Source organism: Sporosarcina sp., from assembly GCF_029257255.1.
Lineage (GTDB): Bacteria > Bacillota > Bacilli > Bacillales_A > Planococcaceae > Sporosarcina.
This window is the reverse complement of record NZ_JARICI010000087.1, coordinates 1-20,461: the sequence shown is the minus strand read 5'-3', so window position 1 is coordinate 20,461 and position 20,461 is coordinate 1. Positions and strand designations below refer to the sequence as shown.

Below are 20,461 nucleotides of genomic sequence, written 5' to 3'. Positions count from 1 at the left end.
TGCTTTTTATAATCAAAAAAAGCCTTCATCTATAGAAGGCTTTGTAATCAAAATGACTAGTTCCCTCTCATCTTTCCGGATGCAGCAAAGCATACCGCTGGAAGTAGCACCTTGCCAAATGGCTGGTTGCTGAAGCGTCATCGGGCCAGTCCCTCAGCTTCTCTGGATAAGATATGTTTCTTATTAAATTATTTTGATAATTCTAATCATAAGCATAGCGGCTTTGCTAGTATTCGTCAAGTGTACGTTTAGTGAAGTTGGGCAAGCTGATTAGACGGATAGAGATTTGGTTGACACTGTGATAAAATTATAGGAATAAATTGAAAAGGTGAGGGATTATGCAATTTTTTAAATATTCGATTCCCATTGCAGCAATTGTCGGCACAATTGCCTGGATCATGCTGAGCAATAATTTTGAAGAAGTACCTTGGGATGCACGCGTCTGGATCACATTTGGCGCAGCTGCACTGAGCGGTGTCTTAGCTTTCTTCCTGTTTCGAAAAGAGAAAGAAGAAAAGATTGATAAGAAGAAGTAAGCCGGCGATCATTCGTGTTAGCAGCCGGAGAAAAACTTATTTGAGAGATTCATGAAAAGCAAAAGTCGTACTTTATAACGGCTCTTGCTATAACTAAAAAACGTTTGAAAGAAGCACTGCTTACTTTAGCTGGAAACCCTTTTCCTAAAGGAGTTTTAGATATGAAGTCGCTAAAGGTAAAGACAGTGCTTTTCGTTTGTTTGCGGGAGATTTCAGAATAATTTATGAAAATAGTCACTTTGAATAATAATAGCTATTTTTTTGAATTACTTTGTAGGAGTAAATGGTGGAAAGGAGTTTGCAATGAACTGTAAGATTGTATTTTTCGACGTAGATGGAACTCTTATAAATTACGAAGATGGATGTATTTCAGCAAGTACTAAGAGAGCTATACAAATATTGAAAAGCAGAGGCGTCAAAATAGTAGCAGCTACAGGTAGACCATTATCAATGTGTCAAGACTTAGAAGAATTGGGCGTAGATACGTTTATCACAGCAAACGGTGCCTATACTAAACACCAAGATCAAGTCATACATAAAATACCCCTGCCAAAAGATATTGTTCATTCTGTAAATAAGTTTGCAGATGAAAATAAACATAGTCTTTCATTTTTTACAGAAGAATTAACAATGAACAGAATCCAGAGTCCGACTACTTTTCATGCAATGAGTGAAACACTTTCATTACGAGAATACCCCAAGTTCAATGAAGAGAAGTTTGATGAAGAAATATACTTAATGTGTTTATATGCAGGAGAAGAAATTATTCCAATTTAGGAATTGCAGTTCCCTGATTTAATATTTCAACGTTGGCATCCGCATATCGTTAATGTTTTACATGAAGATGTGTCAAAATCAATTGCTGTTAAAAAAGTACTGCAATATTTTGATATAGATTCAAGCGAAGCCTTGGCATTTGGTGATGGAGATAACGATATCGATATGCTAGCGATGGTAGGCTATGGTATTTCTATGGGAAATGGTAGTAATAAATTGAAAAATATTGCAGACTTTATAACGAAAAAGTCAAATGAAGACGGTATCGAATTTGCCTTAAAATCTCTTCAATTAATTTAGGCACATCACCAAAACATGTACTTGATAGTGCACTTAGTAAGCAGTTTGGGATTTGCGGTGCAGACGGTACGCTTTCAGGAGGGACGGATGAAACGGAAATTAACGGTTCCATACTACCGTCTCGCTAAAGGGTCCGTTTGTTGCACAAGTTTTTTTGCAGATCAACGGTTTCAAACCGCTACCTGACGAACGGAGGCGATTGTAGAAGACGATGTATAATTTTAATTCAATAATAGATTGTAATAGCCAACATTAAACAATAAAAACCAAGATCGACAGCATTCCGCTGCCGGTCTTTTTCATTGTTAACTAAAATTAAAATAATGTTGACGTAAAATGAGTTAACTATTACTATTTTTATAGTAACCAAAAAAGATTAAGGGGTGTAAGGATGACAACAGTTACAGAAGGACGTACGAAAAGTCAGCTGGGGGCGCTGGCAGTTGTATACAGCGGAATGTTCGCAGCACTCATGATGATCGGGGCTAATATCACATCATTCCTGCCATTCTTGGTGGTCATGAATGTTCCCATCACACTTCAGACATTCTTTGCGGTCTTGTCTGGACTATTACTCGGTAGCCGTCTGGGTGCATTATCAATGACTGTCTACATGCTGGTCGGTCTTGCAGGAGCACCGGTATTTGCAAGATTCTCGGGTGGATTCGGACAAGTTTTAAGCCCGACTTTCGGGTTTATCGTTTCATTTATTCTAGTTGCCTACGTTGTGGGGAAAATCGTAGAGCGAAAAAGCACACTGACTGCTTATATTACTGCAGCACTAACAGGGACAGCGATCAACTATTTGATAGGAACTAACTTGATGTACGTTGCCTATAAAATATGGGCAGCGGCACCAGAGATATTCACCTATAAAATTGCATGGATCTGGATGGTTCCGCCGTTGCCGAAAGATATTTTATTGGCGGTGCTTGCAGGGATCTTTGCATTTAGAATTTCAAAACACTTGAAAGTGAGGCGGACAATTTGACGGATTATCAACTGCTGGCTGACAAAGTTTTGGCTGGGCATGTACTAACGGACGAGGAAGCACTTTCCATCCTAAATAGTCCTGATGAAGAGTTACTTTTATTGCTTCATGCAACATATTCCATTCGTTCGCATTACTATGGAAACAAAGTAAAACTTAATATGATCATCAACACGAAATCAGGACTCTGTCCCGAAAACTGCGGATATTGTGCGCAGTCGATCGTCTCAAAAGCTCCTGTTGAAAAGTATGCCATGATGAAATCAGAAGAAATTCTGGAGGGAGCAGAGCGTGCTGCTGCCAATAAAGCAGGCACTTATTGTATCGTGGCGAGCGGACGTGGGCCTCGTGACAGTGAGCTAGAAATCGTCATTGATTCAGTGAGGAAAATCAAAGAAAAGCATGAAGGTATGACTGTCTGTGCATGTCTCGGCATCTTGAAGCCGGAGCAGGCGGTGCGTTTGAAAGAAGCGGGTGTGGATCGCTATAACCACAACCTGAACACTTCTGCAGAGCACCACGAGAGCATCACGACATCGCATACGTATGATGATCGTGTAAAAACGGTAGGTCACGCAAAAGAAGCGGGCATATCACCTTGTTCCGGCGTGATTGTCGGGATGCGCGAAACGAAAGAAGATGTCATCTCGATGGCGCACAGCCTGCGGGTACTGGATGCGGATTCCATTCCGGTAAACTTCCTGCACGCTGTGGATGGTACTTCGCTTGAAGGCACATCTGAATTAGATCCTCGCTACTGTCTAAAGGTACTCAGCTTGTTCCGTTATATTAATCCAACGAAAGAAATCCGGATCTCAGGCGGGCGTGAAGTGAATCTGCGCAGTCTACAGCCGCTTGGTTTATATGCGGCCAACTCGATCTTTATTGGAGATTATCTGACAACCGCGGGGCAAGAGAACGATAAAGACCTTCAGATGCTTGAAGACATGGGCTTTGAAGTCGATCTGGCACCTCTGAAAAAAGAAACAGTTTCTATTTAAACGAATGAAAACCGTGCAGATCCCACTGTGCGGTTTTTTATGTCGAAGAAAAGCCGTCAAGATCATGAATAATCAAGTGAAGAGTGTGAAAGCCTAAGCTAGCGAGATTGGCAAAAACTGCCCATCCGAATAAAACAAATCAATTGCATCCGACCTGTTTTCTGCGATACAATCAAGTCAAAGATAGTCAAAGTCAACTAGAAGTACGAGCGGAAACGAGGTGACGAGATGCGGAACATTTCTGACATTATAGAAGGATATTTGAAGGCGATTATCGAAGAGGAAGGTAGTGCTTCTGTTGAAATCAAGCGGAATGAAGTGGCTGAGAAATTTCAGTGTGTACCTTCGCAGATCAACTATGTAATCAAAACTCGTTTTACAGTCGAAAGAGGCTATGCAGTAGAATCGAAGCGAGGCGGCGGCGGTTATATCCGGATTTACCGGGTGAAGACGAATTCTCGGAAAGATTTACTCGAACAGGCGGTAGAAAGTCTTGAAGATGAAGCGTCGTCCACAATGGCGGAAGACGTCATTTTTCGCTTAATTGAAGAAGAAGTGATTAACGAGCGTGAAGCGAAACTTATGTTGGCAGCTGTAGGCCGCAATACACTGCGCTATATGCTTCCTGAACGCGATGCATTGCGTTCGCGTATCCTTCGTGCCATGTTAGTGACATTAATTTACGAAGAAGTGGATTGAGGTGGATATACATGCTATGTGAAAACTGCAAAGAGCGGCCGGCTGCCGTGGTCTTCAAACAAGAGACAATGAACGGTGTGACAGAGCGGCATTTATGTGATAAATGTGCGTTTTATTCCCAGACGTTTTCATTTAGTCCTGATCAGGAACCCTTATCTATCCAGCAATTTTTAGCTCATTGGCTTGGCGGCTCTGACTTGCTGCAGGAACAAAAGGCGAATGAAAAGATGCCGGAAGGTCCTAAATGTCCGAATTGCGGACTTACTTTCCACAGCTTTCTGGATATCGGGAAATTCGGCTGTGCGACTTGTTATGATGCATTTCGCGAGCAACTTCCAAGGGTGTTTGCAAAATTACACAACGGCAATACGAGCCACGGCGGGAAAATCCCTGTTTCCTTCAACGAACGTTTTGCATTAAAAAAACAACTGGAAGATATCCGTTCAAAAATGAAAGAGGCGGTAGAATCAGAGCGTTTTGAAGAAGCTGCTGAACTGAGAGACGAAGCTAACCAGGTGAAACAGCAGCTGGCTGACGGGGGTGACGATCAGCATGTCATTTGAAAAATTTATCAATCAAGAGCTGACCGGCTGGATGGTGGCAGAAGGAGAGCATTCAGATATTGTTCTTTCTACACGAATTCGCTTAGCGCGTAATCTGCAAAGCCATCTGTTCCCGATTTGTGCGTCTGCAGAAGATGCGAAACAGGTCAATGAAGCTGTCGATCAAGCGGTATCCGCAATGGAAGAACTGCATTTTGCGGGCACGAGCATGTCTGACTTAACATTGCTTGAACGGCAAATACTTGTAGAGAAGCATTTAGTAAGCCCGCAGCTGATTAATCCGGAAAAATATGGTTCTGTTCTGCTTTCAGAAGATGAAACAATCAGTATCATGGTGAATGAAGAAGACCATATTCGCATTCAATGTATTTATCCGGGTTTTCAAGTCAAAAGGGCTTATGAACAGGCGGATAAAGTAGATAGTGAACTTGAACATAATCTGGACTATGCATTTGATGAGACATTCGGCTATCTTACGAGCTGTCCCTCCAATACAGGTACCGGAATGCGGGCATCTGTCATGATGCATTTGCCGGCTCTGACGATTACTAAACAGCTCGATCGGATCGTTCCTGCTGTCTCACGGCTCGGTATGGTGGTACGAGGAAGTTATGGAGAAGGCAGTGAGGCGCTCGGTAATATTTATCAGATTTCCAATCAAACGACACTTGGTAAATCAGAAGAAGAAGTACTGAAGGATCTTGAGAATATTTCCAAGCGTTTAATTGCTCACGAAAAGAAATCACGTGAGTTATTGCTGGCTAAATCTCAAGTTCATCTGGAAAACCGCCTGTATCGTTCGCTCGGCACAATCACGCATGCCAGGATCTTGCCGACTGCAGAAGCGGCGAGATGTTTGTCTGACGTCCGTTTGGGTATTGATTTACATATCATAAAAAATATTGATATGACGATTTTGAATGAGCTGATGATATTCATGCAGCCGGGCTTCCTTCAGCAATATGCGGGTGCAGAGCTGACGCCTGATGAGCGGGACGTTTTCCGTGCTCAATTATTTCGTGACCGTTTAGGTATTGAAAGGTCACAAGCTGCCGAAACTGACGCAGATGAAACGTAAGCAAAACTTTTGCAAGAAGGCTGTTAGCGATTTACAATTAATCAACTATAGTCAAGGTCAATGTGAGAAACATGGCTTATTAGGAAACGTATTGAATATGTATAGTAGTAGGCATTAAAGCAAGGATGCTATTAGTGGCATAATATACAATATCTTTTACTTATGAATGAAAGAGGGGAATGAATATGATGTTTAATCGATTTACACAACGCGCGCAAAAAGTTTTGCAATTGGCTCAAGAAGAAGCAATCCGATTAAAACACGAATCTATTGGTACGGAGCATATTTTACTTGGTTTAATTCGAGAAGGCGGCGGCATCGCGGCAAAAGCACTGGAAGCGATTAATGTGAATGCAGATACGATTGAAAGAGAAGTGGAAGTCCTAGTGGGCGTCGGTTCTAAAGATGTAGGACCGATCGTTCATTATACACCGCGTGCGAAACGCGTCATCGAACTGTCAGTCGACGAGTCACGCAAATTAGGGCATTCTTACATCGGTACAGAACATATTTTATTGGCCCTCATTCGTGAAGGAGAAGGCGTTGCAGCCCGTGTCCTGAACAATGCAGGCGTCAGTCTGAATAAAGCACGTCAGCAAGTGCTTCAATTGCTCGGCAACGATGAAAGTTCAGTCGCAAATACTACAGGCACAGCATCAGCCGCAACACCGACGCTCGATAGTCTAGCTAGAGACTTAACTGAGATTGCCCGCGAAGGTACGCTGGACCCGGTTATCGGACGTAGCAAAGAAATTACCCGCGTGATTGAAGTATTAGCTCGCCGTACGAAAAACAATCCGGTGCTGATCGGGGAACCGGGTGTCGGTAAAACGGCAATTGCAGAAGGATTGGCGCAGCAGGTCGTTAATAACGAAGTGCCAGAAATTTTGCGTGATAAGCGTGTCATGACACTGGATATGGGTACAGTTGTCGCGGGTACGAAATACCGCGGTGAATTTGAAGACCGTATGAAAAAGGTTATGGAAGAGATTCGTCAGGCAGGGAATATCATTCTGTTCATCGACGAGCTGCATACATTGATCGGTGCTGGCGGAGCGGAAGGTGCAATTGATGCATCAAATATTTTAAAACCTTCTCTTGCACGGGGTGAACTTCAGTGTATCGGAGCTACTACGTTAGATGAATATCGTAAATATATTGAAAAAGATGCAGCCCTTGAACGACGTTTCCAGCCGATTCAAGTGGATGAGCCATCTGTAGAAGAGACTGTCCTGATTATCAGAGGACTTCGTGATCGGTATGAAGCACACCACCGTGTGAAAATTACGGATGAAGCAGTGGAAGCGGCTGCGAAAATGTCTGACCGCTATATTTCTGACCGTTTCTTGCCGGATAAAGCGATTGACTTGATTGATGAAGCAGGATCAAAAGTCCGACTTCGTTCATATACAACTCCTCCGAATCTTAAAGAATTAGAAGTGAAATTAGAAGCGATCCGTTCGGAAAAGAATGCAGCTGTTCAAAGCCAAGAGTTCGAAAAAGCAGCATCTTATCGCGACACTGAACAAAAGATGAAGGAAGAGTTAGAAACAACGAAAGCGGCATGGAAAGAAAAACAAGGCCAAACCGAGTCTGAAGTAACAGTCAATGATATCGCGGCGGTCGTTGCAATGTGGACGGGTATCCCGGTCGATAAGATCGCAGAAACAGAGTCAGCTAAGCTTCTGAAAATGGAAGAGATTCTGCATGAGCGTGTCATTGGTCAGAACGAAGCGGTCTTAGCAATCTCAAAAGCCATCCGCCGTGCGCGTGCTGGATTAAAAGATCCAAAACGACCGATTGGTTCCTTTATTTTCCTTGGTCCAACCGGTGTAGGTAAAACAGAATTGGCCCGTGCGTTAGCAGAAGTCATGTTCGGAGATGAAGATGCGATGATTCGTATCGATATGTCCGAGTATATGGAAAAACATGCGACGTCCCGTTTGGTCGGTTCACCTCCGGGCTATGTAGGCTATGAAGAAGGCGGCCAGCTGACAGAGAAAGTACGCCGTAAGCCGTACTCCGTTGTACTGCTCGATGAAATTGAAAAAGCGCATCCAGATGTCTTTAATATCTTGCTTCAAGTGTTGGAAGACGGGCGCTTAACAGATTCTAAAGGACGTACGGTAGATTTCCGCAATACCGTTATGATCATGACGTCAAACGTCGGTGCTACAGAATTGAAGAAAAACCGTTATGTCGGCTTCAATATCAATGGTGGGGAATCTGATTATGCAGATATGAAGGAAAAGATGCTTGCTGAACTGAAGAAAACATTCAGACCTGAATTCCTAAACCGGGTAGATGACATGATCGTTTTCCATTCATTAGAAAAAGATCACTTACGTCAGATTGTTAGTTTAATGTCGGAAGACCTTGCGAAGCGACTAGCCGAACAGAATATCGAATTAGTCTTGACGGAAGCTGCGAAAGATAAGATTACGGATGAAGGGTACGATCCGGAATACGGAGCTCGTCCGCTGCGTCGTGCATTGCAGAAACACGTGGAGGACCGATTATCTGAAGAATTACTTGAGGGTAAAGTATTAACAGGTGAAAAAGTCGTCATTGATGTAGAAGATGATCAGTTCATTGTGCGGACAGAGAAACAAACTGAAACTGTACAAAACTAATTTGAATCAAGATCAGGATAGCTCGCTCGCTTAGATTTTAAAAAGCGGGGCGGGCTGTCCTTTTCGTTTGGGGAGAGAGCATATGGCTAAGCGTAAGTCTAAATTTATGTGTCGCTCTTGCGGCTATGAATCACCGAAGTGGATGGGTCGCTGTCCGGGTTGCGGTGAATGGAACACGATGGATGAAGAAGTTGAAATCGTACAGAAAGGGCCACGCGCAGCGTTTCAACATGGGGATAGAGTAAAGCAAAAAGCGCTTCCGATCAGCGCGGTCGAAATGGTAGAAGAGCCGCGTGTGAAAACAGAGCTGAATGAACTGAACCGCGTATTAGGCGGGGGGATTGTACCTGGTTCGCTCATCTTAATTGGCGGGGATCCGGGGATAGGGAAATCGACGCTATTGCTGCAAGTGTCTTCCTTGCTTGCTAATCAGCAGGAGCGTGTGCTGTATATATCCGGTGAGGAATCGATCCGGCAGACGAAGCTGCGTGCGGAGAGACTAGGTGTTAAATCGGATGAATTATATATCTACGCAGAAACAGATCTTGGCATGATCCACGAAACAATAGATGCTGTAAAACCAAAATTCATTATTGTGGATTCCATTCAGACGGTGCATCATCCGGAAGTAACTTCAGCACCCGGCAGTGTGTCGCAGGTCAGGGAATGTACAGCTGAACTTATGCGTATTGCGAAGACGCAGAACATCGCTATCTTTCTTGTGGGACACGTTACGAAAGATGGACAGATTGCAGGTCCGCGTCTGCTTGAGCATATGGTGGATACCGTTTTGTACTTTGAAGGGGAGCGTCATCACACATACCGAATTTTGCGCAGTGTAAAAAACCGTTTCGGTTCAACCAATGAAATTGCGATTTTTGAAATGCTGCAGTCTGGATTGAAAGAAGTGCTGAATCCGTCAGAACTGTTTTTACGTGAACGATCCCAAGGGGGAGGCGGTTCAACGGTTGTTGCTTCAATGGAAGGGACGCGGCCGATTTTAGTGGAAATTCAGGCACTGATTACCCCCTCGAGCTTCAATTATCCAAAACGAATGGCGACGGGGATCGATCAAAACCGTGTGTCATTGCTCATGGCGGTACTGGAAAAGCGTGCGGGCATGATGCTGCAGACGCAGGATGCGTATATTAAGGTTGCGGGTGGGGTTAAACTGGACGAGCCAGCTATTGATTTAGCAGTTTTGCTGAGTATTGTTTCAAGCTACCGTGATACCGCAGTCGGCATAGGGGATTGTTTTATTGGAGAAGTAGGGTTAACGGGTGAGGTAAGAAGGGTATCGAGAATAGAACAGCGAGTCACAGAGGCGGCGAAACTTGGTTTTGACCGCGTTATTATGCCGGCTTCCAATATGGGTGGCTGGGATATTCCAACAGGCATTCAAGTGGTAGGTGTCGAAACAATATCTGAAGCACTTGGGATCGCGTTTAAGTAAAGAAACTTTTATTCATTTAGATTGTCCTAGTAAGAGGAGTGAGGAATTTTCAGAAATTCCTCACATAACCTAAGCGGCTAGCTGTCATTCGTTGTATACTAGTAAAAAGGAAAAGGAGGTGGAAGAAAATGTTGAAAAGAGTAGTCCAACTATCTTTCTTGCTAATCGGAGGAACTCTCGGTGTATTATTTTTACCGTACTTATTTGGCTTGTTTGTATTCACATCGCGTCCAATTATTGAAAACGCATACGTGGAAGCAATTTTAGGAGCGATCATTCTATTTATATTCAGCTTATTTTTAACCGAGCCGATTGTGAACTTTATTAAATGGATAGAAGAAAGACTTTTGAAAGCACCGATCATGGACCTATTGTTCGGGACAGTAGGACTCATTGTCGGACTGAGTGTTGCATTTTTAGTCAGCTTTGGCTTGAATGCAATGGAAATACCTTTCTTTTCTGCAGTACTTCCTGCATTGCTGTCAATTCTTCTTGGCTATTTGGGCTTCCAGGTCGGCTTTAAGAAGTGGGAGGAGTTCATCAATGCTTTCTCCAATTTACGCAGCACAACAAAAAAGAAGGAAACGGCGGAAGCCGCTGCACCGCAAAAGAATGTCTATAAACTGCTCGATACGAGTGTCATTATCGACGGGCGCATAGCGGATATCGCGGCAACAGGTTTTCTGCAGGGAATCCTTGTTGTTCCTCAATTTGTCTTGACGGAATTGCAACACATCGCCGATTCTTCGGATACGCTGAAGCGTACAAAGGGACGGCGTGGTCTGGATATTTTGAAACGACTGCAAAACGATGACGGTCCAACCGTCTTGATTACAGATGAAGACTTCAATGACGTAGCGGAAGTAGATTTGAAATTAGTGAAACTAGCAAAGAAAATGGAAGGCCTGGTTGTGACGAACGATTTTAATCTCAATAAAGTTTCAGATTTGCATGGTGTGGCAGTACTGAATATTAATGATTTAGCCAATGCAGTGAAACCAGTCGTCATTCCAGGAGAAGAAATGCATGTAGTAGTCATCAAAGACGGCAAAGAGCATAATCAGGGTGTTGCGTACTTGGATGACGGCACGATGATTGTCATCGAAGACGGCAGATCGTATATTGGTCAGGCGATTGACGTCGTGGTGACAAGTGTTCTTCAGACATCTGCCGGAAGAATGATTTTTGCAAAACCGAAAGGCCGATAAAACGGCCGCAGAAAGCAGAGGGAAAATGTGAACTATACCGTAATGATTCCGGCTGCAGGCAGCGGCAAACGCATGGGAGCCGGACAAAACAAACTCTTTTTAGAGATTGGCGGAAAATCCATTCTCTATCATACAGTCAGTGTATTTCAGGAAGATCCTCATTGCGAGGAAATTATCATCGCTGTGAAACCTGACGAACAGGCGGCAATTCAAGAAATACTTGAACGCAATGGAAGTGTGAAAGCTGTTACCTTTGCAGAAGGCGGAGGCGAACGGCAAGACAGCGTAGCTGCCTGTATAGCAGCCTATAAGGGCAATGGCATTGTGCTTGTTCATGATGCCGCCAGACCATTCCTTGATTCGTCTGTGATCCGCGAGTTAGTCAGCAAGGCGAATGATACTGGTGCTGCGATTACGGCTGTCCCGGCGAAAGATACAATAAAGTTGGCTGAAAACGGCGTTGTACAGCAGACACTGAACCGTGAAAATCTATGGCTGGTACAGACGCCGCAGGCATTTCAGTATGAAGTGCTCAAAGGTGCATCCGATGCAGCGAGCCGAGATGGTTTTCTTGGAACGGATGAGTCGATGCTGGTCGAACGATTTGGCCACGACGTATGCGTAGTGGAAGGCTCGTATGATAATGTAAAGATGACAACCCAGGAGGATCTCGCAATCGGCGAAATTCTGCTGGCAAGAAGAAAGTAGGAGGAATTACCTCATGTTTCGAATTGGACAAGGTTTTGATGTACATGCTTTTGCTGAAAACAGACCTCTCATTATTGGAGGTATTACGATCCCGCATACAAAAGGTTTAATTGGACACTCTGACGCAGATGTTCTGCTGCACACTGTAACAGATGCAGCGCTCGGAGCAATTGGGAAAGTCGATATCGGAACACATTTTCCAGACACAGATGAGGCTTTTAAGGACGCGGATTCTGCGATTTTATTGGAAAAAGTGTGGCGGATGGTCAAAGAAGAAGGTTACCGTCTTGGAAATATCGACTGTACCATTATCGCGCAAAAGCCGAAGATGGCACCGTATATCGGGGATATTCGTACGCGTGTAGCGGAATTGCTGGAAGCGGATCTGTCGCAGGTCAATGTAAAAGCGACTACAACGGAACGTCTGGGTTTCCCGGGGCGTGAAGAAGGTATCGCTGCAATGGCGACGATTCTGTTAATGAAAAACGATTGACTTTCAAAATAAATGCGACAGTGATAAAATAGATAAACAATTAACTACATTCAACATCATTCTTCTGTCCATATAAGTGGCGGGAGATCATTTTAAGAACGGAGAGGTACACTATGACACAAGAAGTACGAGTGCGTTACGCGCCGAGTCCAACCGGTCACTTACATATCGGAGGAGCACGGACTGCTTTGTTTAACTATTTATTTGCCAAACATTATGGCGGTAAATTTATTATTCGGATTGAAGATACAGATACAGAGCGAAACATCGAGAGCGGCGAGTTATCACAGCTCGAAAATTTGACGTGGCTCGGCATTCATCATGACGAATCCATCGATATCGGCGGCGAATACGGTCCGTACCGCCAAACAGAGCGACTCGATCTTTATAAGAAATATGCAGATGAAATGCTTGAAAAAGGCCATGCCTATAAGTGTTTCTGTACGCCTGAAGAACTGGAAGCGAAACGCGATGCGCAAAAAGCTGCCGGTATTGCAGCGCCGATGTACGATGGAGCCTGCCGTCATCTGACTGCTGAAGAAGTGGCGGAAAAAGAAGCGGCTGGCATGACTTACAGCATCCGTATGCGTGTCCCGGAAAATGCGACGTACGCAATCGACGATTTAGTCCGCGGTTCCGTGACGTTCGAATCGAAGGACATCGGAGACTGGGTAATGGTCAAGACAAATGGGATTCCTACGTATAACTTTGCCGTAGTGGTGGATGATCATCTGATGAAGATCTCTCATGTATTCCGCGGAGAAGAACATTTGACGAACACGCCGAAGCAGCTGATGATCTTTGACGTATTTGGCTGGGAACACCCGCGTTTTGGTCACATGACGCTGATCGTCAATGAAGATCGCAAGAAACTTTCGAAACGTGATGAATCGATCATTCAGTTCATCTCGCAATATAAAGAGCTTGGCTATTTGCCTGAAGCGATGTTCAACTTCTTCGCGCTGCTTGGCTGGTCGCCGGGTGGAGAGGAAGAGATCTTCTCGCATGATGAATTAGTGAAACTGTTTGACGAATCTCGTCTTTCTAAATCACCGTCTATGTTTGATACGAATAAACTGACATGGGTGAACAACCAATACATCAAAAAGCTGTCATTGGAAGAAGTCATCGAGCTGACATTGCCTCATTTGCAGGCTGCAGGTCTTGTGCCGGAGAAAATGTCGGAACAAGAACAGACATGGGTTCATGATTTGATTGCGTTATATCAAGGTCAATTAAGTTTCGGAGCTGAAATCGTCGACTTATCCGCCCAGTTCTTCCAGGATGCTGTTGAATATGATGAACAAGCGACTGAAATCTTATCAGGTGAACAAGTACCTGAAGTCATGACTTCATTGAAGAATCAATTGGAAGCTTTAGAAGTATTCGACGCGCCGTCTATTAAGGCAGCCATCAAAGCAGTTCAAAAAGAAACGGGACATAAAGGCAAGAACTTATTCATGCCGGTCCGTGTCGTAGCAACAGGCCAAACATCAGGACCTGAGCTGCCAGACTCAATTGCGCTGATCGGAAAAGAAAAAATTCTACAGCGTGTCGAAAGATTTGCAAAATAATCAATATTGACTTTTTGGTTGTTTTGTGTAAAATGAACGTAATATGAAACTTTATAGAAAAGCGTTGAGAAGGAAAGTACATGTTGAATGCTCTGCAGAGAGGGTCATCTAGGCTGCAAATGACCTGAGTCAATTCAAGATGGGAATGCACCTTTGAGCGATGAGCTGAAACTTCAGTAGGCCATACGTTTTGTCTGCGTTAAAGACTTTAAGCGGGAAGATACAATCTTCCAAGCGGAGTGGAACCACGCAAACCAGCGTCTCTGTCATCAATTGACAGAGGCGTTTTTTATATTCAAAAGCGGAAAGCGCCGTTAAGCCTCGACAGGCGTTGGAGGGCTTAAAATAAAGGCGTCCTTTGCCTTTATCTTTAAGACCGAAACGACCCGAGAGGCTGGCGCTTGCAGCTGGATGGATTCAAAAGCGGAAGTGGCTGTCCAGAGGCGGTAGGCATAAGACAAAGATGCGAAGCGGTGCCCTATGCCGCACAGCAGCTTTGTCTTATGACCCGAGCCTCTAGCCGCTGCAGCTGGATGACACCAAAAGCGGAAAGCGCCGTTAAGCCTCGACAGTTAACCAAAACGTATAAGATCGCTGACATCTAGATATATTCAATAAAGATGAAAAAGGGGGAAGTTCATTGTTCAAACGTATGAAAGAGGATATCCAATGCATTTTCGGGCAGGATCCGTCTGCCCGCAGTACATTTGAAGTGGCGCTGACGTATTCAGGTTTGCATGCAATTTGGGCACATCGCATTGCGCATTCTTTCTATAAAAGAAATCTGCGTTTCATGGCACGTGTAGTATCTCAGGTCAGCAGATTTTTTACAGGGATCGAAATTCATCCGGGAGCCGTGATAGGCCGCCGTCTGTTTATTGATCATGGAATGGGCGTTGTCATCGGGGAAACGTGTGAAATCGGGGATGATGTTACACTGTACCAAGGAGTCACGTTAGGTGGAACCGGGAAAGAGGGCGGTAAACGCCATCCGACGCTGGAGAATAACGTGCTAGTCGCTTCGGGTGCGAAAGTTCTCGGTTCTATTACGATAGGTGAAAACAGCAAGGTGGGAGCGGGATCGGTTATTTTGAAAGAGGTGCCGCCGAACTCGACTGTTGTCGGAATTCCCGGTAAAATTGTGATTTCCAATGGAGTCAGAATAAAAGAACGCTTAGATCATAGCTTGCCGGATCCGGTCGCAGATGAATTCAGACGTCTGGAAAAACAAATTGAAGAATTAAAATTACGAACACAACAGTTGGAATCAACTACTGGTAAAAAGGATGATTTACATGACCATACAACTTTATAATACATTGACACGCAAGAAAGAGAAGTTTATCCCGATAGAAGAAGGAAAGGTTAAGATGTATGTCTGCGGCCCGACTGTCTATAATTACATTCACATCGGAAACGCACGCCCTGTGATTGCATTCGATACAGTTCGCCGCTATTTAGAATACCGCGGATACGAAGTGAATTACGTTTCCAACTTTACAGATGTAGACGACAAAATTATCAATACGGCAAAAGAGTTGAATGAAGAAGTAGGTGTACTGACAGAGCGTTTTATCAAAGCGTACTTTGAAGACGTGGGCGCTCTTGGCTGTGGAGAAGCGACTGCTCATCCGCGCGTTACAGAACATATGGATGAAATTATTGAATTTATTCAGCTTCTGATCGATAAAGGATTTGCTTATGAAACAAACGGAGATGTCTATTTCCGTACTCGTGAGTTCGATGGCTACGGCAAGCTTTCCCATCAATCTGTAGATGAATTAAAGGTTGGTGCGAGAGTCGAGGAGAACGTGATTAAATCAGATCCTTTGGACTTTGCACTGTGGAAAGCGGCTAAAGAAGGAGAGATTTTCTGGGAGAGTCCATGGGGTAAGGGGCGTCCGGGTTGGCACATTGAATGTTCGGTAATGGCGCGAGAGTTGCTGGGCGATACGATCGATATCCATGCCGGCGGTCAGGACTTAACGTTCCCTCACCACGAAAATGAAATCGCACAGTCCGAAGCGGCTACTGGCAAGACGTTTGCGAACTATTGGATGCATAACGGCTATATCAATATCGACAATGAAAAGATGTCAAAGTCTCTTGGGAACTTCATTTTAGTTCACGATATCCGTAAACAGATAGATCCGAAAATACTTCGATTCTTTATGTTGTCCGTCCACTACCGGCACCCTGTCAACTTTGCACAGGAATTAGTGGAAAGTGCTGCGAACGGCCTGGAGCGTATTGAGACGGCGTATGCGAATCTCAAGCATCGTCTGACGATTTCGGCTGATTTAGCAGAAGATCAGCCGTCTTGGCTAGATATGATTCAGGAGCAGGTAACTGCATTTGAAACAGCGATGGACGACGATTTCAATACAGCGAATGCCATTGCTGCTATATTTGAACTGACAAAACAGGCAAATCTTTATTTATTGGAGAAAAATACAGATCGTCACGTACTGCAGAAGTTTATAGAAACGTTTGATCAACTGATGGGCGTTCTTGGATTGCCGTTTGTTAGTACAGAAGAGCTGGTGGATGAAAAAGTGGACGCCTTGATTCAGGAACGATTAGAGGCTAGAAAAAACCGCGATTTCGCAAGGTCTGATGAAATTCGTGATGAATTGAAGGCGGAGGGCATTGTGTTAGAAGATACAGCACAAGGAACTCGCTGGAAAAGAGGGTAATTAAATGGGGTCTTTGCGTGATATAGATGTAAAACAACTCAACGCCCTTGCCCTTGCTTATATGGGCGATGCAGTTTATGAACAGGCGGTAAGAGAGCATTTACTGCGGTGCGGACGTGTGAAGCCGCATATTCTGCATAAAGAAGCAACGCGTTTCGTATCAGCGAAAGCGCAGGCGCAGATCATTATTGCGATGAAAGAAAAAAACTTGCTGACAGAGGAAGAAAGTGCCGTCATGCGCCGCGGTCGTAATGCGAAATCAGGCTCTGTCCCTAAAAACACAGATGTGACGACCTATAATTACAGTTCGGCTTTCGAAGCGGTTCTTGGCTATGTTTATTTATTAGGCAGACAGGAACGGCTGGCTGAACTAATGGGCAAAGCAATTCATTTTGTGGAACATCCTGAGGAGGAAATGGCATGACAGCGGAAGAAGTAGAACTAATTGGCGGCAGGAATCCTGTAGTAGAAGCATTGCGTTCCGGCAGACAGTTGAATAAGATATGGGTAGCAGAAGGTGTAAATAAAAAAAGCATCGGCGAAATTATGAAACTCGCGAAAGAAGCTGGCGTTGTCATTCAAACGGCGCCGAAACAAAAATTAGATGGTATGACGGAATTGACGCATCAGGGGATTGTCGCATCTGTAGCCGCCTATGACTACGCGGAGTTGGATGATTTATTTGCAATTGCGGAGAAGAGACAAGAAGATCCGTTTTTTATCATCTTGGACGAACTTGAAGATCCTCATAACTTGGGGTCTATCTTACGTACCGCCGATGCTGCCGGTGTTCACGGAATTATTATTCCAAAGAGAAGATCGGTGGGTCTTACAGGAATAGTGGCGAAAGCTTCAACAGGTGCGATCGAGCATGTTCCGGTTGTGCGTGTTAATAATTTATCGCAGACTGTTGATGATCTAAAGAAACGAAATGTTTGGATTGCAGGTACGGATGCGTCCAATTCAACGGATTATCGCCATATGGATGCTACGTTGCCTTTAGGGGTTATTATTGGCAGTGAGGGGAAAGGCATGTCGCGGATCTTACGTGAAAAATGTGATTTCCTTTATAGTTTGCCTATGGTAGGTCATGTTACCTCGTTAAATGCTTCTGTAGCGGCGGCGTTGCTGATGTACGAAGTTTTACGGAAGCGTCAAGCTCAGGCAACGTCATGAAGAAAGATGTGCTGCTCGTTGATGGCTATAATATCATCGGTGCGTGGCCTGAACTGCAAGATCTGAAAAGAGAAGATTTCGCACAAGCCAGAGATCGTCTGATTGAACGGATGGCGGAATATCAAGCGCATAAAGGTTGGCGTGTCATTGTTGTGTTTGACGCGCATCTGGTACCTGGCATTGAAAAGCGGAAAAAGCAATATCGAGTGGAAATAGTGTTTACCAGGGAGAACGAAACTGCGGATGAACGGATAGAGAAACTTGTATCCGAACTCTCTAACCGGTTAACGCAGGTTCATGTGGCTACTTCAGACCTGGTTGAGCAGTGGGTGGTATTCGCACAAGGTGCTTTGCGGGTGTCGGCCAGAGAGTTGGAAATCGAAATGAAGGAAGTGGACAGGCTGATCGCGCAGCGGGTCAGAAAAACTCAAGAAAATCGGCCCTTCTCAAAGATACCATTGACGGATGAAGTGGCGGCGGCCTTCGAAAAAATGAGACGCGGCAGACAATGAGCAGCTGGCATGAAAAACACGTGTCTATACTGTCGGTAATATACCAATAAGACTCTGGGGTGGAGAGGTTGGTGCGGAACATGGAAATTGAGAATAGAAAAAAAGAACTTTCTACAATTTCAGATGAAGAAATGATTGAGCAGATTCATCAGGGAAACTCGGATGTGCTAGACTATTTGATCACAAAGTTTCAGCCGATTGTCCGTTTGAAAGCGCGAACGTATTTTATTATTGGCGGAGATCGGGAAGACATTGTTCAAGAAGGAATGATCGGGCTGTATAAAGCAATTCGTGATTATCGTCCTGACCGTCTGAGTTCTTTCAAGGTGTTCGCGGAGCTTTGCATTACACGGCAGATTATTACAGCCATCAAAACAGCGACCCGGCAAAAACATATTCCGCTGAATACTTCTATTTCTTTGGACAAGCCTATGTATGATGAGGATCAAGAGCGTACGCTGCTTGATATCATCTCGGGCTCGACGCTTGACGATCCTGAAGACTTGATGATTCATAAAGAGAATTTTTCATTTATGGAAGAAGAGATGAATAAAGTACTGAGTGCCTTGGAGAAAGAAGTACTCACACTATATTTGGAAGGCCAGTCATACCGTGAAATATCAGAAGTGCTAAATCGGCAAGTAAAGTCAATCGACAATGCACTGCAACGAATAAAGCGAAAGCTGGAGCACTCGATGGCTGTGGATCTTGTGCGTTAATTCCTTCTGCAGTGAATTGACATGTTGCTGGTAAGATGGTACTCTTTAGCAAGACTATTGTCTTGAATAGGTGAATCCAAATGGTGAAAAAAATAATCATATGCTGTGAGAATTGTGGTTCGCGAAACTATACGCTGCCGGCTGGCAATCAAAGCCGGGATGGCAGGCTCGCCATCAAAAAGTTTTGCAGTCATTGCAACACCCATACGTTGCATAAACAAACCATTTGACCAGTTACATAGAGTCCAATGATGGACGCTGTGTCATTCGGAAGGGTTGGAGAAGAATGAGCAAGATCAGCGATTTTTTGAAAAATGTTGTTTCGGAAATGCGGAAGGTCAGTTGGCCAAAGCGTAAGGAACTGACGAAGTATACGATAGTTGTTATTTCGACTGTCATTTTTATGGCTGTTTATTTTGGGGTAGTAGACATGGGTATTTCAGAGGTTATGAAATGGTATACTGGTCTATAATAAATAAAGTATGAATAGCTTGAGAATATCCCGTTTTGATGAATAAACGGGTTTTTTCAGTTCTAATCAAAAGGAGGGACGGACGCGTAGTCCTACATGTGATGGAGATGGAGAAAAATTGGTATGTAGTTCATACATACTCAGGATATGAAAATAAAGTAAAAGCCAATCTTGAAAAACGTGTTGAAACAATGGGCATGCAAGATAAAATTTTCCGTGTCGTCATTCCGGAAGAAGAAGAGACTGACATAAAAGAAGGTAAAAAGAAAACAGTCATGCGAAAAACGTTCCCGGGTTATGTGTTGGTGGAATTGATCATGACCGATGACTCTTGGTATGTTGTCCGCAATACACCTGGCGTCACAGGGTTTATTGGTTCTTCTGGCGGCGGAGCGAAACCGACTCCATTATTGCCGGAAGAAGTGGAATTCATCCTAAAACAAATGGGAATGAAAGAACAGCGCATTGATATCGACTTTGAAGTCGGCGAAAGTGTCACGGTTCTTGAAGGGCCATTTGCTCACTTTGAAGGTAAAGTAGAAGAGATCGAAATGGACAAAGGAAAAGTTACTGTTACCGTCGATATGTTTGGGCGCGAAACAAGAATGGAACTTTCATTTGACCAAGTTGAAAAAATGGATTGATGTGCAGTTGATATATTTCCTCTTGCAAAAAGTGTGTAATGGTGGTATCATTTCAAAGGTCAGACGTAAAGTCTGCACGGATTAACCAATTCTACCGACATTCGTCGGCAGGCACATATTTGAGTGGGAGGGGCAACCCAATTACCACATCACGGACTTAAGGAGGTGTGTCTCGTGGCTAAAAAAGTTACTAAAGTAGTGAAATTGCAAATTCCAGCTGGTAAAGCA

At 44.1% G+C, this 20,461-nt stretch carries 21 protein-coding genes, 1 pseudogene, 1 riboswitch and 1 other annotated feature; all 22 genes and pseudogenes read left to right on the top strand.

The window, feature by feature from the left end:
- Positions 1–64: 64 nt before the first annotated feature.
- Positions 65–173: riboswitch (SAM riboswitch) on the bottom strand.
- A gap of 165 nt (positions 174–338) precedes the next feature.
- Positions 339–536, top strand: coding sequence for a histidine kinase (locus Q1J64_RS15770; RefSeq protein WP_301110071.1), 198 nt, complete (start codon positions 339–341; stop codon positions 534–536).
- Between the two features lie 303 nt (positions 537–839).
- Positions 840–1,613 (top strand): annotated as a pseudogene (locus tag Q1J64_RS15765) (Cof-type HAD-IIB family hydrolase).
- A gap of 391 nt (positions 1,614–2,004) precedes the next feature.
- The gene (locus Q1J64_RS15760; protein ID WP_301110070.1) at positions 2,005–2,604 is read left to right on the top strand and encodes a biotin transporter BioY; all 600 of its coding nucleotides are present in this window, start codon (positions 2,005–2,007) and stop codon (positions 2,602–2,604) included.
- A complete protein-coding gene (gene bioB, locus Q1J64_RS15755; RefSeq protein WP_301110069.1) occupies positions 2,601–3,605 on the top strand; it encodes a biotin synthase BioB in 1,005 nt (334 codons plus the stop codon). Before Q1J64_RS15760 ends, bioB begins: the two co-directional genes overlap by 4 nt.
- A gap of 228 nt (positions 3,606–3,833) precedes the next feature.
- Complete coding sequence (locus Q1J64_RS15750; protein ID WP_301110068.1) at positions 3,834–4,304, top strand: CtsR family transcriptional regulator; 471 nt, start codon at positions 3,834–3,836, stop codon at positions 4,302–4,304.
- A gap of 11 nt (positions 4,305–4,315) precedes the next feature.
- Positions 4,316–4,867 carry a UvrB/UvrC motif-containing protein gene (locus Q1J64_RS15745; protein WP_301110067.1) on the top strand — a complete coding sequence of 184 codons (552 nt, stop codon included), beginning with the start codon at positions 4,316–4,318 and terminating at the stop codon, positions 4,865–4,867.
- Entirely contained in the window at positions 4,857–5,945 is a 1,089-nt protein-coding gene (gene mcsB / locus Q1J64_RS15740) for a protein-arginine kinase McsB (RefSeq protein ID WP_301110066.1), read from the top strand. Before Q1J64_RS15745 ends, mcsB begins: the two co-directional genes overlap by 11 nt.
- Before the next feature lie 185 nt (positions 5,946–6,130).
- Positions 6,131–8,578: an ATP-dependent Clp protease ATP-binding subunit gene (locus tag Q1J64_RS15735; protein WP_301110065.1), complete on the top strand. Its 2,448-nt coding sequence runs from the start codon at positions 6,131–6,133 to the stop codon at positions 8,576–8,578.
- Between the two features lie 82 nt (positions 8,579–8,660).
- Entirely contained in the window at positions 8,661–10,031 is a 1,371-nt protein-coding gene (gene radA, locus Q1J64_RS15730) for a DNA repair protein RadA (protein WP_301110064.1), read from the top strand.
- 128 nt (positions 10,032–10,159) lie between these two features.
- The gene (locus Q1J64_RS15725) at positions 10,160–11,239 is read left to right on the top strand and encodes a PIN/TRAM domain-containing protein (protein WP_301110063.1); all 1,080 of its coding nucleotides are present in this window, start codon (positions 10,160–10,162) and stop codon (positions 11,237–11,239) included.
- A gap of 27 nt (positions 11,240–11,266) precedes the next feature.
- Positions 11,267–11,947, top strand: coding sequence for a 2-C-methyl-D-erythritol 4-phosphate cytidylyltransferase (ispD, locus tag Q1J64_RS15720; protein ID WP_301110062.1), 681 nt, complete (start codon positions 11,267–11,269; stop codon positions 11,945–11,947).
- A 13-nt stretch (positions 11,948–11,960) separates the two neighbouring features.
- The gene (gene ispF / locus Q1J64_RS15715) at positions 11,961–12,440 is read left to right on the top strand and encodes a 2-C-methyl-D-erythritol 2,4-cyclodiphosphate synthase (RefSeq protein WP_301110061.1); all 480 of its coding nucleotides are present in this window, start codon (positions 11,961–11,963) and stop codon (positions 12,438–12,440) included.
- Between the two features lie 113 nt (positions 12,441–12,553).
- Positions 12,554–14,014 (top strand): glutamate--tRNA ligase, encoded by a 1,461-nt coding sequence (gene gltX / locus Q1J64_RS15710; RefSeq protein ID WP_301110060.1) that lies wholly within the window; start codon positions 12,554–12,556, stop codon positions 14,012–14,014.
- Between the two features lie 55 nt (positions 14,015–14,069).
- Positions 14,070–14,282: a binding site (T-box leader), on the top strand.
- Positions 14,283–14,654: 372 nt separating this feature from the next.
- Positions 14,655–15,329, top strand: coding sequence for a serine O-acetyltransferase (gene cysE, locus Q1J64_RS15705; protein ID WP_301110059.1), 675 nt, complete (start codon positions 14,655–14,657; stop codon positions 15,327–15,329).
- Positions 15,310–16,710: a cysteine--tRNA ligase gene (gene cysS / locus Q1J64_RS15700; RefSeq protein WP_301110057.1), complete on the top strand. Its 1,401-nt coding sequence runs from the start codon at positions 15,310–15,312 to the stop codon at positions 16,708–16,710. Before cysE ends, cysS begins: the two co-directional genes overlap by 20 nt.
- Before the next feature lie 4 nt (positions 16,711–16,714).
- Positions 16,715–17,134 (top strand): Mini-ribonuclease 3, encoded by a 420-nt coding sequence (locus Q1J64_RS15695; protein WP_301110056.1) that lies wholly within the window; start codon positions 16,715–16,717, stop codon positions 17,132–17,134.
- Positions 17,131–17,886, top strand: coding sequence for a 23S rRNA (guanosine(2251)-2'-O)-methyltransferase RlmB (gene rlmB / locus Q1J64_RS15690; RefSeq protein WP_301110055.1), 756 nt, complete (start codon positions 17,131–17,133; stop codon positions 17,884–17,886). Before Q1J64_RS15695 ends, rlmB begins: the two co-directional genes overlap by 4 nt.
- The gene (locus Q1J64_RS15685) at positions 17,883–18,398 is read left to right on the top strand and encodes an NYN domain-containing protein (protein WP_301110054.1); all 516 of its coding nucleotides are present in this window, start codon (positions 17,883–17,885) and stop codon (positions 18,396–18,398) included. The genes rlmB and Q1J64_RS15685 overlap by 4 nt, the downstream gene beginning before the upstream one ends.
- Positions 18,399–18,478: 80 nt before the next feature.
- Positions 18,479–19,117, top strand: a complete 639-nt coding sequence (gene sigH / locus Q1J64_RS15680) for an RNA polymerase sporulation sigma factor SigH (protein WP_301110164.1) — start codon at positions 18,479–18,481, stop codon at positions 19,115–19,117.
- Between the two features lie 80 nt (positions 19,118–19,197).
- Positions 19,198–19,347 (top strand): 50S ribosomal protein L33, encoded by a 150-nt coding sequence (rpmG, locus tag Q1J64_RS15675; protein ID WP_301110053.1) that lies wholly within the window; start codon positions 19,198–19,200, stop codon positions 19,345–19,347.
- 56 nt (positions 19,348–19,403) lie between these two features.
- A complete protein-coding gene (gene secE, locus Q1J64_RS15670; protein WP_301110052.1) occupies positions 19,404–19,589 on the top strand; it encodes a preprotein translocase subunit SecE in 186 nt (61 codons plus the stop codon).
- A 107-nt stretch (positions 19,590–19,696) separates the two neighbouring features.
- Positions 19,697–20,233, top strand: a complete 537-nt coding sequence (gene nusG / locus Q1J64_RS15665) for a transcription termination/antitermination protein NusG (RefSeq protein WP_153722552.1) — start codon at positions 19,697–19,699, stop codon at positions 20,231–20,233.
- The last annotated feature ends 228 nt before the right edge of the window (positions 20,234–20,461 follow it).

Bases quoted from the DNA above. Each gene is read 5' to 3' on its own strand.
- Q1J64_RS15725 (WP_301110063.1), top strand. From the start codon at position 10,160: ATGTTGAAAAGAGTAGTCCAACTATCTTTCTTGCTAATCGGAGGAACT.
- secE (WP_301110052.1), top strand. From the start codon at position 19,404: ATGAGCAAGATCAGCGATTTTTTGAAAAATGTTGTTTCGGAAATGCGG.
- nusG (WP_153722552.1), top strand. From the start codon at position 19,697: ATGGAGAAAAATTGGTATGTAGTTCATACATACTCAGGATATGAAAAT.
- gltX (WP_301110060.1), top strand. From the start codon at position 12,554: ATGACACAAGAAGTACGAGTGCGTTACGCGCCGAGTCCAACCGGTCAC.
- Q1J64_RS15745 (WP_301110067.1), top strand. From the start codon at position 4,316: ATGCTATGTGAAAACTGCAAAGAGCGGCCGGCTGCCGTGGTCTTCAAA.
- radA (WP_301110064.1), top strand. From the start codon at position 8,661: ATGGCTAAGCGTAAGTCTAAATTTATGTGTCGCTCTTGCGGCTATGAA.
- Q1J64_RS15750 (WP_301110068.1), top strand. From the start codon at position 3,834: ATGCGGAACATTTCTGACATTATAGAAGGATATTTGAAGGCGATTATC.
- Q1J64_RS15760 (WP_301110070.1), top strand. From the start codon at position 2,005: ATGACAACAGTTACAGAAGGACGTACGAAAAGTCAGCTGGGGGCGCTG.
- rlmB (WP_301110055.1), top strand. From the start codon at position 17,131: ATGACAGCGGAAGAAGTAGAACTAATTGGCGGCAGGAATCCTGTAGTA.
- ispF (WP_301110061.1), top strand. From the start codon at position 11,961: ATGTTTCGAATTGGACAAGGTTTTGATGTACATGCTTTTGCTGAAAAC.
- cysS (WP_301110057.1), top strand. From the start codon at position 15,310: ATGACCATACAACTTTATAATACATTGACACGCAAGAAAGAGAAGTTT.
- Q1J64_RS15735 (WP_301110065.1), top strand. From the start codon at position 6,131: ATGATGTTTAATCGATTTACACAACGCGCGCAAAAAGTTTTGCAATTG.
- rpmG (WP_301110053.1), top strand. From the start codon at position 19,198: ATGGTGAAAAAAATAATCATATGCTGTGAGAATTGTGGTTCGCGAAAC.
- Q1J64_RS15685 (WP_301110054.1), top strand. From the start codon at position 17,883: ATGAAGAAAGATGTGCTGCTCGTTGATGGCTATAATATCATCGGTGCG.
- Q1J64_RS15770 (WP_301110071.1), top strand. From the start codon at position 339: ATGCAATTTTTTAAATATTCGATTCCCATTGCAGCAATTGTCGGCACA.
- mcsB (WP_301110066.1), top strand. From the start codon at position 4,857: ATGTCATTTGAAAAATTTATCAATCAAGAGCTGACCGGCTGGATGGTG.
- sigH (WP_301110164.1), top strand. From the start codon at position 18,479: ATGGAAATTGAGAATAGAAAAAAAGAACTTTCTACAATTTCAGATGAA.
- Q1J64_RS15695 (WP_301110056.1), top strand. From the start codon at position 16,715: ATGGGGTCTTTGCGTGATATAGATGTAAAACAACTCAACGCCCTTGCC.